Origin of the sequence: Paenibacillus sp. FSL L8-0436 (assembly GCF_038593025.1) — a bacterium.
Lineage (GTDB): Bacteria > Bacillota > Bacilli > Paenibacillales > Paenibacillaceae > Paenibacillus_AQ.
In genome coordinates this window covers 2,361,953-2,375,163 of the sequence record NZ_CP151955.1, presented here as the reverse complement: position 1 = coordinate 2,375,163, position 13,211 = coordinate 2,361,953, and the positions used below count along the sequence as shown (strand labels likewise).

Annotated in this window: 17 protein-coding genes; 2 read left to right on the top strand and 15 right to left on the bottom strand. The window is 52.4% G+C overall.

The window, feature by feature from the left end; all coding sequences use genetic code 11:
* Positions 1-69: 69 nt before the first annotated feature.
* From NSS79_RS10710 to NSS79_RS10640, 15 genes are all read right to left on the bottom strand, one after another.
* Positions 70-459, bottom strand: a complete 390-nt coding sequence (locus tag NSS79_RS10710) for a minor capsid protein (protein WP_342439339.1) — start codon at positions 457-459, stop codon at positions 70-72.
* On the bottom strand, positions 460-780 hold the full coding sequence (locus NSS79_RS10705) for a hypothetical protein (protein ID WP_342439338.1): 321 nt from the start codon (positions 778-780) through the stop codon (positions 460-462).
* The gene (locus NSS79_RS10700; protein ID WP_342439337.1) at positions 780-1,166 is read right to left on the bottom strand and encodes a hypothetical protein; all 387 of its coding nucleotides are present in this window, start codon (positions 1,164-1,166) and stop codon (positions 780-782) included. The genes NSS79_RS10705 and NSS79_RS10700 overlap by 1 nt, the downstream gene beginning before the upstream one ends.
* 14 nt (positions 1,167-1,180) lie before the next feature.
* A complete protein-coding gene (locus NSS79_RS10695) occupies positions 1,181-1,399 on the bottom strand; it encodes a hypothetical protein (RefSeq protein ID WP_342439336.1) in 219 nt (72 codons plus the stop codon).
* Positions 1,400-1,468: 69 nt separating this feature from the next.
* Positions 1,469-2,560 (bottom strand): DUF5309 family protein, encoded by a 1,092-nt coding sequence (locus NSS79_RS10690; protein WP_342439335.1) that lies wholly within the window; start codon positions 2,558-2,560, stop codon positions 1,469-1,471.
* A gap of 95 nt (positions 2,561-2,655) precedes the next feature.
* Positions 2,656-3,366 carry a scaffolding protein gene (locus NSS79_RS10685; protein ID WP_342439334.1) on the bottom strand — a complete coding sequence of 237 codons (711 nt, stop codon included), beginning with the start codon at positions 3,364-3,366 and terminating at the stop codon, positions 2,656-2,658.
* Between the two features lie 101 nt (positions 3,367-3,467).
* On the bottom strand, positions 3,468-4,250 hold the full coding sequence (locus NSS79_RS10680; RefSeq protein ID WP_342439333.1) for a hypothetical protein: 783 nt from the start codon (positions 4,248-4,250) through the stop codon (positions 3,468-3,470).
* A 351-nt stretch (positions 4,251-4,601) separates the two neighbouring features.
* A complete protein-coding gene (locus tag NSS79_RS10675; RefSeq protein ID WP_342439332.1) occupies positions 4,602-5,411 on the bottom strand; it encodes a phage minor capsid protein in 810 nt (269 codons plus the stop codon).
* Complete coding sequence (locus tag NSS79_RS10670; protein ID WP_342439331.1) at positions 5,408-6,973, bottom strand: portal protein; 1,566 nt, start codon at positions 6,971-6,973, stop codon at positions 5,408-5,410. The genes NSS79_RS10675 and NSS79_RS10670 overlap by 4 nt, the downstream gene beginning before the upstream one ends.
* Before the next feature lie 4 nt (positions 6,974-6,977).
* Positions 6,978-8,618, bottom strand: a complete 1,641-nt coding sequence (gene terL, locus NSS79_RS10665) for a phage terminase large subunit (protein WP_342439330.1) — start codon at positions 8,616-8,618, stop codon at positions 6,978-6,980.
* Between the two features lie 281 nt (positions 8,619-8,899).
* Positions 8,900-9,058, bottom strand: coding sequence for a hypothetical protein (locus tag NSS79_RS10660; protein WP_342439329.1), 159 nt, complete (start codon positions 9,056-9,058; stop codon positions 8,900-8,902).
* A 667-nt stretch (positions 9,059-9,725) separates the two neighbouring features.
* Positions 9,726-10,127: a phBC6A51 family helix-turn-helix protein gene (locus NSS79_RS10655; protein WP_342439328.1), complete on the bottom strand. Its 402-nt coding sequence runs from the start codon at positions 10,125-10,127 to the stop codon at positions 9,726-9,728.
* 99 nt (positions 10,128-10,226) lie between these two features.
* Positions 10,227-10,451: a hypothetical protein gene (locus NSS79_RS10650; RefSeq protein ID WP_342439327.1), complete on the bottom strand. Its 225-nt coding sequence runs from the start codon at positions 10,449-10,451 to the stop codon at positions 10,227-10,229.
* A gap of 490 nt (positions 10,452-10,941) precedes the next feature.
* Positions 10,942-11,796, bottom strand: coding sequence for a hypothetical protein (locus NSS79_RS10645; RefSeq protein WP_342439326.1), 855 nt, complete (start codon positions 11,794-11,796; stop codon positions 10,942-10,944).
* Positions 11,793-12,341: a nucleotide excision repair endonuclease gene (locus NSS79_RS10640; protein WP_342439325.1), complete on the bottom strand. Its 549-nt coding sequence runs from the start codon at positions 12,339-12,341 to the stop codon at positions 11,793-11,795. The genes NSS79_RS10645 and NSS79_RS10640 overlap by 4 nt, the downstream gene beginning before the upstream one ends.
* A 238-nt stretch (positions 12,342-12,579) precedes the next feature.
* Between NSS79_RS10640 and NSS79_RS10635 the strand changes: the two genes are divergently transcribed.
* Both NSS79_RS10635 and NSS79_RS10630 read left to right on the top strand, forming a co-directional pair.
* Positions 12,580-12,756 (top strand): hypothetical protein, encoded by a 177-nt coding sequence (locus NSS79_RS10635; RefSeq protein WP_342439324.1) that lies wholly within the window; start codon positions 12,580-12,582, stop codon positions 12,754-12,756.
* Positions 12,757-12,815: 59 nt separating this feature from the next.
* Entirely contained in the window at positions 12,816-13,205 is a 390-nt protein-coding gene (locus NSS79_RS10630; RefSeq protein WP_342439323.1) for a hypothetical protein, read from the top strand.
* The last annotated feature ends 6 nt before the right edge of the window (positions 13,206-13,211 follow it).

Below are 13,211 nucleotides of genomic sequence, written 5' to 3'. Positions count from 1 at the left end.
TTTTCCCCTTTGCCTCGGTATTTTTATTGCGCAGCAAAAAGAGCCGCCCGATTACGGACAGCCCTGCGTTTAAAGCGATGTAGTTAGCGTAAAATTGACGGAGTAGAGTGCGCGGCCGCTCTCGTCAGGTCCGAGATACCACGGCGCAGATTGATCCGCCAGGCACTTAACCACGCGTGTACTCCCGACCATAAATTCCGTCTTACCGTGTAGCGCCGCGATTAGCGCATTCCCCTTCGTTTCGGCGGCCGCTGGCAACTTCGCGCGTATCACGACCTGAAACGCAGGATAGGCAACGGACGACCATTCGCTCGGCGGGCCGCCTCCCGTTATCCGTACATATGCGCAATCATCCGGATTAGCCGCGATAAAATCGTTGCCGACTACGGTAATTCCCGGCATCGCTGTCCGGACGGCCGCATTGATATCCGCTAGAGTGAGCGCTGTCGCTCCTACCATTTATACGTCCACCTCCGTCAGTAGCGGTTTCCCGTTGAGCGCCCGTTTTACGCTGATTGCGAGTGGCGTGTACGTTGTTTCCGCTAATAGTTCGTTGGTGTACGTAAGAGAGGCGTCAAGCCCGATGTCCGCCAGCTTATCGAAGTAAAACGTGCCGACGCTGACCACTTCGGCTCCGTGTTGATTGCGCACAAGTTTAACGCCTTCTTGAAACCGGCATTTCAGCGTATAAGGGACACCAGGTATCGGCGTGTTATAGTCCGGATCAAATCCGCCCGGTGGCGTAATTACGACCGTCTGTTTCAGCGGTATCAGCGCCATTACATCGTCACCCACTTAACTGCGCGTTTGCTGAGCTTAACGCCGTTCGCCGCGCCAATTAGCGTATAAACGACGTCAGGGATCAGCGCGTCAAGCCCCGTCTTCATTCCGTCCTTAAACGTAAAATTAGCTACGCCGGTCAGCCCGAAGCTCGCTACGCCTTGCTGCTGCAGCGCGTTCGTATCGTTAAACGCGATCGCTAACGCATTACTAAATTCGTATACTGCCGCGTCCGGTATCGTATATTGAGCGTATTTGAGCGTCAGCGTCCGTCCAGCCACGTTAACTATCCGTAGTTTTTTGGCGTCATCTGCGTCTGTCCAATCGTCAACAAGGATACAATTCGCGTTGATGTACGTTGTTGCGTCTTCTACCGTTAATGCCATGCGCCCACCTCCCGTTATTTTGCGGAGGTATTCGCGGCAGCCTTGCGCGGTTTAGGCGTCGACTTAACGGGTTCCTCCGGTGCTGCTTCTTCCGACTTAATCGCGTCGGCCAAGCGTTCAAGTACCGCAATTTCCTCCGCAGTTTTTGCTTCGTATTGGCCGGCGCTGAACTTGCGTTCCTGACCGCCGACGTAAAAAGAAAGTTCCGCGTATTTTGACGTGTATTTTTCCATCGTTAACCTCCGTTACAAACGAAAGCCCGCGCGGTTAGGCGACGGGCTCCGTTGTATTTGCGGCTGGGATTACGCCAAGCCTTTGATGCGAGCGTGTGCGGCTTCTTGGTGCAGCTCGAACGTGTACTCTCCTACGAGCATTCCTTGGTAGTAGTCGCCCTTCTTACCGAGGTATTCGTGCGTGAAGTCGCGGCCGTTCAGCGGATGGATCATCGCGCGGTTCTTATCGAGGATCAGCGCTTCGGATGCGGCCAGGTTATCGTTAATGGAAACCGGGAACTCACCGAAATCCGTAGTCAGACGGGAAACGACCGCGCCGCGACGGTTATCCGCCTGGTCGATGCGAATCTTATCGTCGCCGAACGCGGACACTACGCGTTTTTGCTTGGCCGGCACGATGATCTCGTAATTACCGCCAGTAGCGAATCCGCCTTTTTCGTAGATCGCCTGCAACGAGTCATTGATCATTGTCAGCGTGAGTGCTGCGCCCTGTGCGTCCTTAACGTTGGTGCTAATCAAGCTGCGTACACCAGCCATTTGCCGGATAGAGCCGTTTTCGTAGCGCACACCGTTGATCAGCGCTTTTTCGAGTTGCAGCGCGAGTTCAAGCTGTTTCTTCGATTGCTCATACGTATACAGGTCGGAGATACCGTAATTTGCGACGGCGGCTGCTGTACCGGTGATTTCTACGGTGTCGTCGAAGATTTGCGTCAGATTAGACTTGCGAACGCGCTGTTTGTACCGGGCGCTACGTGCGTCTGCGCCTTCTGTGCCTTCGCTGAATTGGAACTCGACAACTGCGCCAGACGCTACGGCAGCAGCGGTAGTGCTTGCGTAGCCGCGCGTTACGGTCAGCGTTTTAGTACCGGAGTTGATTGCGGTAACTTTCAGCAACTCTTCGCCGATCTTAACAACGTCGCCCACGCGGTAAGGCTCTACGGATGCTACTACGATAGCTGTAGCGTCGATTAATGCGGACGCTGTAGTTGCGGACTCTGTCGAAAACATCGAGTCTTCAAACCATACGTGCTCAACCTGGCTGACCGGATTGGCGAAACCTAGCATTGCGAGCATTGGTGTCTGCAGCGGATTGAGCATCAAAATCTGTTCTGTCACTGACTCCGGCTTACCGATGATGTCTGCGTTAAAAATTTTAGTCATGATTTAATTTCCCCCGTATAAGTTATTTTGTTTATTGCGGTGCAGCGCTAAAGTATGCGCGCAAAAGAAAAGACGACCGTATGGGCCGCCTCGACTTAACTCGATAATTCACGTTTCAACTTCGTAAAGGCTGCGATTGCCTGCGGTGTCGGATTCTTCTCCGCAGCCGCCTTCGCTTCGGCCAGGCGCTGGTCCTTCGTTTTAGTTGCGGGATCGCCGCCACCTGACGGACTTCCCACCGGCTTCGGCTGCGTTACTTCCGCCAGATACGGATGTTCCGTAATCAACGCGCTAATCACGTCGGCCAGTCCGCTAACATTTCCGTCATCATCGACGGTAACTGCGCTGGTATCCGCCAGTTTCAACGCGGCCGCTAAACGGTCCACCGGAATGTTCGCGTCACGTGCTGCGGTCTTAAATTCAGCGTTGATCAGGCGCTTATTCGCCGCAGTCAATACGGATGCGTTGCGATCCTCGGCTTCCTGCGCACGTTTGAGCGCGTCGGCCTTCTCCGCTTCCAGACGTTCCGTAGCGGTCATGTCCGCTTTGGTGCGTTCTGCTTCCGCTTGTTCAAGCGCTGTCAGCTTCGTTTTTAGTTCGTCGTAATCCGCGAATTTCTCCGCCTTCTTACGTTCGCGTGCGAGTCGGTCCGCGACAATGCGGTCTAGCTCCGCCTGTTGCTCCGGTGTAAACTCGACCTTAGCCGGCTTACCGTCGCCCGCGTCTGCGCCATTACTACCGCCTTCCCCTCCTCCGCCGTCATCAGCGTTATAGAAAGGCATAAATCCGTTGAATAATCGTTTCATAGCGTATCCTCCCGCGTTTAAGCGCCGCGTAGCGCATTGGATGACTAACCGTAAAGTTTATTGCGTCAATTCACGTCTGGACGCGGAGCCTGGCGCTCCTGCTAAGCTGCGAGTAGTTCTGGAGTCGTCGCTGAGACTGCGCATTCCGGAATTGTGTTACGGATGAGTTCAATAGCTTCGATACATGGCCGCGATCTGCGTTTACGGTCGTAGTATCCGCCTACGTAATTTGTGAATATTGTGAACTTGCGATCAAGACGTAGACCTCTCGGCGTATCAGCATACATAAAAAAGCACCAACGCAGTGCGTCGGCGTTCGATTTGGTAGTTAGTGTATAAAGCGGGCTCTTACGGCCTGACTGTCCGGCGGGGTGCTCTTTAAGCGTTGTATTAATTCCCCTCTTTTGAAGCTCGGCCTGCATCTCTTCAAAGAAGTTCTTTGTTGCCCCACAAATTAGTAGTTGCAGATCGTTCCACTGCTTGCCGTGTTTCATATTTCCATCGCCTTCGAAAACGCCTCGTGTGAAGTCCCAAAACAAGGAGTCCGGAACATCTGGCACAGACGTATTGAACGTCTTGTTCTTTCTAGCCATCCCGTGAGCGAACAAATCTTCTGTCATACCTTTGCGACATACTCGCAGATAGGCGAACTGCCGGCCGTCCTCATGCATCCCCTGAATAACTGGACCAGTAAACCGCATGACGTTTTTAATCTTTTCAAGTACATCAGTATCGTGTGATTTAAGCATTAGGCGGATATGACCACTTTTCCCGTCAACGGAGCCGTCAGTGACCAGCCAACCAAATGCCCACGCGCTTTCTCTAGTCCATACCTTAAAGAAGTCTTCATTAACACTGTGTACCCTACGAATTAAATCTCCCAAAACACCAAACCCCTTCGGTTCGATTCCTTGAAGGAAAGCCACGCAGAGCGTCAAGGTCACGCCTTTTCGGTGATCGGCCTATCGCGGCAAAAGAAAAACCGCCCTATTCGGCGGTCAGTAGTTTTGGATCACGTACTGCAGTTACTACGTGGCGACAATTCGGCGCACGCTGTTTTCTCCGGTTTCCCGAAGTGTCGGACTATCCCATGACCTCGAAAGGTCCCGCTATTATAGTCTCTGCACGTCCCTGCCTACTTTGTGATTGCGATATACGCGAGCAGGTTTCGCTCAGGATTGCCATAGCGCAAGCGCCGTAGGGTTCCCTGAGTTTAAGCGGTTATTCGGTGCGGATCACTCCGCAAAGCCACCCGTTTGTCGATGGAAAATTTCATTACGCGGCAGATCGCCAATGAACCGGTAATCTCCGGGCGCATCCGGGGTCAGCTTAACGATCATGCCTTCGTAACCCCGGCATTTATCGACCGCGTTATGCCGCGAAATCACTCCGTAGTAAGCGCCGCGACCGACCGCTTCGTTGACGGTTGACTCGCGGTGTGTAGACGCCATCTTTGTTCGTGTCACCATTTCGACGTACACTTCCGGACGCCAACGCCTGCCTGCTGCGTCAATAATTCCAGTATCAATCGCGCTGCCGAGCGTTTTCTTCATGCGCGTCAGGATGTCCGCGTTAAGCGTTCGATTCCCGTTGATCCCGCGCGTGAGATTCGCGCGCATTGAATCGGCGGTCACTTGGCGTATCGCTTGTTTAACGCGGCGGTCGACGTTTTGCGTTACGGCCAAGAGGTCCGCCTGTGTATCCGCGACCGCTGACGCCACAAACTCGCGGTTTATCCGGTTAAACTTAACGATCTTCTCCGCATCCTGAAGCGTATCCGCAGCGCCGAGGGCTACGATCGTTCGCGCGATTCCGTCCGTAGCTGCCTTCGGTATGTAGCGCTCGACCCACGCGGCCGATTCGTCATTAAGCCCATGCAAAATAGCCGCAACCTCGGCGAGTGCGGCGCGTGAATTAGCGCGGGACATTGCGGTTAAATCTAAGCGTGAAAGCTCCGCGCTTATTGACGATAACGCGGATTTATATGCGCGGACGAGTAATGCAATCTCGTAGTCGTACGTTGGGTCCGGAATTAGCGGCGTCATTCGTTAAACACCGTCGATTCGACCGTTCCCAACGTCCGCGCTTCGTCTGCGTCAATTCTGCGTATGATTTCCTCGGCCATCGCGTTGTCTACGCCGCCCTGCGCCTTGATTGCGTCAAGTACGGACCACGTCGCCTTTCCGCCAGTTCTAATCTGCGCCACCTCCGCGTCCTCTTTCGGATTAGAGGGAATGCCGTCGCGCCAATTTATCGTAGGATAAACGGCTTCGACCGGTTCGTAGCCTGTTACATCCTTACTTCCGTAATTTTCAAGGGCCAGCGCCTTCCATAGCGCGTTTCTAAATGCACGGTCAACGTGTGAGCGAATCCGCTTAACCTTCGAGAGTATCGGCATAAAGCGCGCTTTGATTGCACCGGCATCCGTATGTGATGTACCAGTTCCGCCTTTATCCGCTGCGAGCGTAGTGCCGAACAACCATTGCGGCGTTTCGCTCATTTGGAATACGAGTCCGAGTAGAATATCGAGCTCCTTAAACGCGCCCTCAAGCTGCGAGTTCCATGTCATGTAGCCAGGCGTCGCGTCCTCTTTATCGACGGGGATATAGCGACTGCCGAATCGGACGTTTCCGTCTGTACTATCCTCTACGTCCGGACCGTACGCGGTCGGATCGCTGTGCTTCCACAGGATATAATCGATCTGTACGAGGCGGTCGTTAATCGCGCTCAGCACGCTTTCCAGCTTTTCGACCGAGCTGATGCCGCGCCAATCGTCGTCCGTCGTTTTATTTGGAACATGTTCAACGAGCATGTACGTCTGGCCGGTTGGTTCAATCCGCGATTCCCCGACTTGTTCGCCGATCATGTAAACGGGAACCGGCACGTCGTAGAACGTATTCAGCCCGTTTGTAATCAGCTTATAGCGCTCATAAATGATATAGCCGGGAATATGCCGCTCAACGTTTAGGAACGGGTCCTCGTTGGTTGATACTCCGGTTAAATACGATAGAAATCCGGTTGACCGCTCGACTTCCCACTCGACCCACGCGATATTAATCGCTTTAAAACGTTTCTTTGATCCGCGTGATAACTCCGGAAAGACAATCGACGGGTCGATCGGTTCGATAATCGGCTCCATGACGGCGGGCGGCGGTGTTAACCCGAGTTCTTCCGCTTCGGTAAAGTCGTCCCGCAAGTTGAAGCGCGTCTTGATAAACGAGTCGCCCCGGTAGCCGCCGCCAATTACGATTTCGTGCATCATCTGCGTAAGGTCGTTCTCCTCAACGATCGAGTCGAGCCGCTGCTGTTCGCGTGAGTCCGGTCCGCGTCCGCTGTCATACGTAGGTGGATCGCCGACCATTAAATCCGCTGGCTTCGTGAGTAATACGTCCATTATGTTAACCGCGATGAATAGCGTCTTAAGCTGCGGTGCTTGTGGCGTATCTGCGAGTATAGACGATGCGCGATCGTATATTTCCGCGTGGCGGCCGGAGAAGATAACGCGGCCCCGTTCGTATTTCGCTAAGCGTTCAATTTCGGAAGCCGGCGGATACTGAGCGCCAGTATAAAACAGCTTCGTCTCGCTATACGTATAAAACTCCGTCAAATTATCACATCCACTTCGGTTTATTGCGTGCTTGCTTGCGCCCGCTCTTCGCTATGCTTACGGCCATTTCCAAAGCATCAGGTAGATCGTCGTGCGTGCCGGACGGGTACATTTCGAACTGTTCGAGTAGTAGCGCGTGTCGGCGGCTGAACTGTATCTCTCCGCTTTCAATCGCGGGCATCATCGCTTCGATACGAAGTCCCTTGCGCGAGCGCTGGTGAATCTCCTTGACACGCGTATGTGACGGATAGCCGGCCGCCTTGAGTGCGTCCTTGAGTTGCATAACGAAGAACTCTTGCGCCGCCTGCGCCTCGGCCGCGATTGCGTTCGGTTGATACCGCAGCGCCTTCTCTACGATTACACGCAAAAAAGCGTCCGGCTTTATCCGTTCGCCGAACGCATCTATGACGTATTTTGTTCCGGTCTTTTTGTGGCGAGCTATAACGGCGATTGCGCTATAGTCGCCGCGCGTTTTACCCATCGCGAAGTCAACGCCCATGTAAACGTCATACTCAGCGTCGGCCGGACGGGGATACACGGATAACGCCGCTTTAAGCTGACCGCCGTCCCAATACGTAAATGACTCCGGATTGAATATCATCGACTCTTCATCGATCGGGTTGTTCATATACTCCGTGTTGAACGCTTTACTACCGTTATCCCATTTCCACGTCATCAGTTTCCAAATCGGCTGTGCTTCCGGCCATAGTACGACGCAGCCGCGATTCATTTCCTCGCGATTGAGCTCGTACAGGGCTAGCGCTTCCTTAACGCGATCCTCTTTCGGCCGGTCCGGGTCTTTATATACGAGCCGGCACGCTTCCCACAAGTCCATACGTTCAGGCCATTCGATGACCGCACGATAAACTCGCGATTTAAAGTCTGACCGATTGTACAGTACGTCAACGAGTAGCGCTTCATGATGGACCGTTGTTCCCATATATACGAAGGCTGTACGCTTGCCCTTCGGTCCGCCGAGTGGCATTACTGTCTGTGAAAACCAATCCTTCATTTTTCTACGCAGTTCCGGAGTGGCCGCGTTCGATTTAATATCTTCGAGGTCATCGCAAATGATGAGGTCCGGGCGTTTTTGGTTCCAGTTACGTCCGCGTATTGCTTGGCCGGTCGACGCCGCTTCTACTTTCGCAAGCATACGTTTCGTACCGTCTTCGCGCGGTTCCCATGCGATAAATTCTGACGAGTTATCTTTTGGATTCTCCTGCTGTTTCGCGCTCAACAGCGGTCCGAAGTCCGTCCGGAGCTTTTCATTACTCTTGAGCTGCAGCGATATCCAATCGAGATTCGCGGAGCTTACCGCCGGAGTCTCTGATATCGTGATCACATACCGCCGCTTACGGTAACAAATCTCACGTAACGGGAACGCCTTTGATAAATACGTAGACTTCCCGTGTGACCGGGGCGCTGCTTCCGCCACCTTATCATTTATATGGACGTTGGATACGTCGTCCATTAACCCGCATATCTCGCGGTGAAAATCGGGAGCTTGCGATACATCCGTAATGTCGAAGTCTTCCCAGTTTCCGTCGTTGCCGGGATTGCGCGCTTCCGAGAAATATTCGATGGAAAATTCGAGTAGTGACGTTTCGCAGCGCTGTATCCGCTCTAACCGCTCAAGCTCCGCCATCTGTGCGTCTGCTTCGCGCAAGTCTTCCGCAGAAAGAGACGCGATATCTACGCTGGACAGCGCGTCTCTGAGTCCGTCTAAGCCGCGTATATGCTCGTCGCGTTCAGCCCGCGCGACCCATTTACCGCCGATCCATGCGATAGATATCGCCTCCCTTCCGTTAAGGCGCGAAATGACTGCGCCGGGAATAACCGTGATTTTACCGTTGAATTAGCGCTCGTACTACGTGACCCTCCCGCTAATACCATCCGAGGGTTACACTGGCTAAATCAACGGTGATTCTACGTGATATTAACGATGCGTTCACGGAGTTCCTCGACCTCGCGTTCGAGTTCCGCTAATTGTCCGAGAACATTCGTCGAGTATTCGTTAATAGCGCTCCCTTCTGCGCTAAGGTAATCGTCCAGCAAGTCGAGAGCGATCTGACGTAACTCCTCCACGTAAGCACCTCCGTTTATTAGCGTCGAATTAGCGTGAGTAATCCGTACCCTAGCGTTTATACCTGCCGTGGCTGAATCGCGCTAATTTGACGGTGATTCTACCATAAAATTACGTGTAGATGCGTCTGGTTACCGAAGCCCAAACGTTAATTTTGGTGCGCGGATTGTAATAGCACCTAAAAGCACTTACTTTAGGTAAGCCCTTGGGGGTATCCAATCGCTTCACTCCGATAAATCATCGTAATCTTTACGTTATACATCGTTATGCGTAGACATATGTACTAAATACGGAGTTTTGTGGTCATGTACTTTACCTTGACACCCGCAGAAAACCGCGCCATATCAACGTTTTTAGCCGCACATATTCCGCTGCATAAACACGCCTTATTCATCGCATATACATTTACCAGCGCGCAGACGCAAAGAAGCGCATAACCACGCGATTTCCCGGTGATTAGCGCTCATCTGCGTTTCCAGTTTATGCAGCGTGTATAAGGCGCTGTGTAATACGTTTATGCAACGGTTATGCAACGTTAAAGGCGATTTACTACGGTGCAGCGTGAAAAGTTTGCGGAGGGTACGCGCCAGGCGACCCGTGCAGGCAATACGCGATCACCCGAACGTATCCGAAACGCTGCCATTCGCGTTCCTTCATTATATGGCGTAATTACTCGCTGCTTTCGGATTCGTTATCCTTACGCTGCTTCAACGCCTCGATACGCTGTCTCAACGCCTCTACGTCTGTACCTCCGCTGTCCTTCGTTTCCACTTCGATCTTATCCGTTAACAGACCGCTTATCTGCAGCGCCAGCTTCGCCATTGCCGCGTTACCATCGCGAATAGCTATCGTAGATAACGAATCGACTAACTCCGGTAACTTAGCGCTGTTATCACGTATGACTGCACGCTTAAACTCCGCATCAAAGAACGCGTCCTTACGCCAGTTCTCGAGCGTACGCGCTGTTACTCCGCATAGCTTCGCAATCTCTTCGTATGTCTTACCGCCTTTACGTGGCTTCGCTAACCATTCGATCGCAAGCGTCTGTTCTGACGTTAATTGCTTCGCCATTTAACCGTCTCCTTTCCGCTGTATTAGCGCTTCTATACGCTATTCCTACGCCCGGGCAGAGCGTAGGAATAGCGCTCTTTTTAATCGCGACTTTTGCGCTTATTCTAACGTACTAAGTACGCGGTCCTGCGCTATAATAGCCGCTGCAATATCGTCTACTCGCGCTACATCTACGCCGTCCTTACGTATGATAAAGATACGATAACCTGCGAATCTCATTTCGTTAATTACCGCATCTACTTCGTCAACATCAGCGCATTCGAGCGCGTCTATATCTTCATCATACGTAAACCCTTCGTACTTACCGCTTATGACCGTATACATAACGTTATCCCTCCGCTCAACTACGTAGCTACTGTACGTTCGCTTGCGCTTTAACATCCGCGTTATTCTTTGTGTTGTCTACATGAGATACTTCGATGAATAAGCTTCATGTTCATTACAATCCGAGGTTTAAGTCAAGTGCTGATTCAGCCAAAGTTCGGCTAAATCCCTTGTCGCTGCCGCGCCTTCGGAACATGTTATTTAACTGCGCTCAAGCTTTTATTAAAGATCAGCGCGTTTAGATAATAGTTACACAAGGCCGGGTTTTGGCCGCAGTGTTCGAGGCGCTTTCCCTCGATACGAACTCCGCTGATTTGTTCGCGTTTTTACCGGTATGGCTGCGTTTGTTGAACGTTGTTAACGGAGAAGACTAAGAAATAAATTACCGCCCAAAACGCCGAAAAGCCGCACCACTACACGGCGGAATGGCTTTTTTCGATGTACGAATAAAGTCACTTTTTTCGGCGAAATGTACGAATCAGGTCACTTTTTACGCAGCCGCCCCGTTAAAGATCGCGGCCAATAACGTACCCGGCTCCTTACTACTGCGGTAGAACACGTTCGGATTGAACACGTATTTCGTAGCTTCTCCGCTCACCTTAACGCGAGCCACAATTGGAGCGCCGCCCACCGTAATATTCGGTAGCCTCCGCGTTACCGTCTTCTCATCAACGCCAATCGCTTCCGCAAGTTGCTTACCGTTAAACCAGCGCACCTTTCTCGCGTCACGCTCAAGCGGATTAGCGCAAAGTGCGTTAGTGTCCAGATGCACAAAACGCAGCATTCGGTAGACAAGACCGAGGTCCGACGCCTTATTCTCGCGATATGAGCGCTTGACCATCGTAGAGTACGTTCGAACCACCGCCCGGCTGCCGTTTGCTCCCCGGAAGTGATATCGTGGATTGACGTAATAGGTTCCGTCCTCATCGCGCGTGATTATTGCGTTCTCAACGCAGCGATCAAGGAAGTCGTAAAATGTCTGCCGCTTACGTTTCAGTCCGAGAACATCCAGCAGGTCCCCCGGCTTCATTGCGTCGCCTTTGGCGTTAATAAGGCGGCCATTGTCGTAATCGACGTAACACTGCAGCAGAAGCAAATAGCCGCATTGCGACGTAGTCAGTACATCAATCACGTCATGTAATTCGGTCATATCGGCGAAAGTGAACTCCGCCTGCCTGCCTTGGTGCTCCTTGCGCTCCTTGTACGCGTCGGCCTGTGCAATGTTTACGACCTTATGCGTACTGGCCGGACCGTATACGAGCATCTCGCCTGTTTCCGGGTCATATGCGGTACCTGTGCCGGCGAATGCGATGTGTTCAGCGGTGTATAGTTGCGCAGTACTCATGCGACACCTCTTTCGCTACGTCTCCGAAGCCTAGTTGCCTCTCCGTTCAACCTAGCTCGTTCACGAACCAGCCTACGTACCTCAGAGCCAGCGAGGAGGCAGTCGCCCAGGCCGTCCATATCATCAGGACGTTCCTCGTGCTCCAGTTCCCTTATTTCCTCTTCTATCTCCCGCAGCCGGACTTCGACTTCTGATAGTCTATCCGCAACTATTAAGTATCTTTCCGCGTAATGAGCCTTGTCGTAGTTAAACGGAGGTTTCAACTCGTTGATTAGGTAAGTCTCGTATATGTCGACGTAGCATTGGTTCGGCTCCAAATAGATACGGATACTTTCGATCAAGTGGGAAAATTCGGACCTTCCGCTTCCTAGGTGCTCTTTCAGCCTCCGGGACAAGTCCTTAGACTTACCAATGTATAAAGGTCGACCCAATCGGTCATAGAAAACATAAATCCCACTTTTACCGGCAACCTTTGCAGATTCCCTTGTAGCCTCGTTGCGTCTAAACTCTGTGTAATCCTCTGGCATTTCTATTACTATCGCCATTCCCAGTCCCCCTAATTTGTTCTCTTCCCGACAAGAAAAAATAAAAATGAGGAAACGCACTGCCGGGGAGCCTGCGCTTGTCGTGCGGCCACACTATCCTCACCTGCAGCCCTTTCGCGGGGCTCATAACGTATAGGCGCAAAATCACGCTTTTTATAGGTATCCGCGTGCCTTTCCCGCAAATAAAAACGCCGTCTCCCGCAGGAAATGGCGCTGTTTTTGTCGAAAGGACTGCGCTATGACACGATTTATGAAGCCGCTAACCTCGAACGTGCAATTGTATACCGCGCAAATAGAGCGCGTACCGATCGTAGTATTCGTCAGCGGAGTTATCGAAGACATTACGGAGGTATCCGTTAAGATACGCGGACTACACTATATGCGCGCAGCCTGTACGTTTAAATACGCGAGCTAGACGGCCGCCGGTTGATCGCGTATAATACGTACATACGTTCTCACACGGAGGTTACGCACATGAACGGTCACATCACGGTTGAAGAGCGCACGATGCTGCGCGATTATATATTACTGCCGCATATAGACGCGATGGTCCAGCGCAGCATTGACGATATCGAGCGCTCAGGCAACGTGCTCAAGCGCTTATACGCGGCTGCCGGCACGTACATCCAGCGCCAGATAGCGGAAGACACGCGGCGGATTCGGGCGGAGCTTAAGCGCGCAAATATCCGTATACTCGGCGATGAGCATACGGACTTTATCCTGTATACGGAATTTAATTGTCGCGGATATCCGGAGCGCTTCGGACTCACGCGCGATGTTATGCGCGCGGAAATTAGCGTGCGGCTGACGCAATATGTGGCGGAGTTTGGCGCAAAGATCGCGGAGGTAGGAAAACGCGGGTAACGTAAA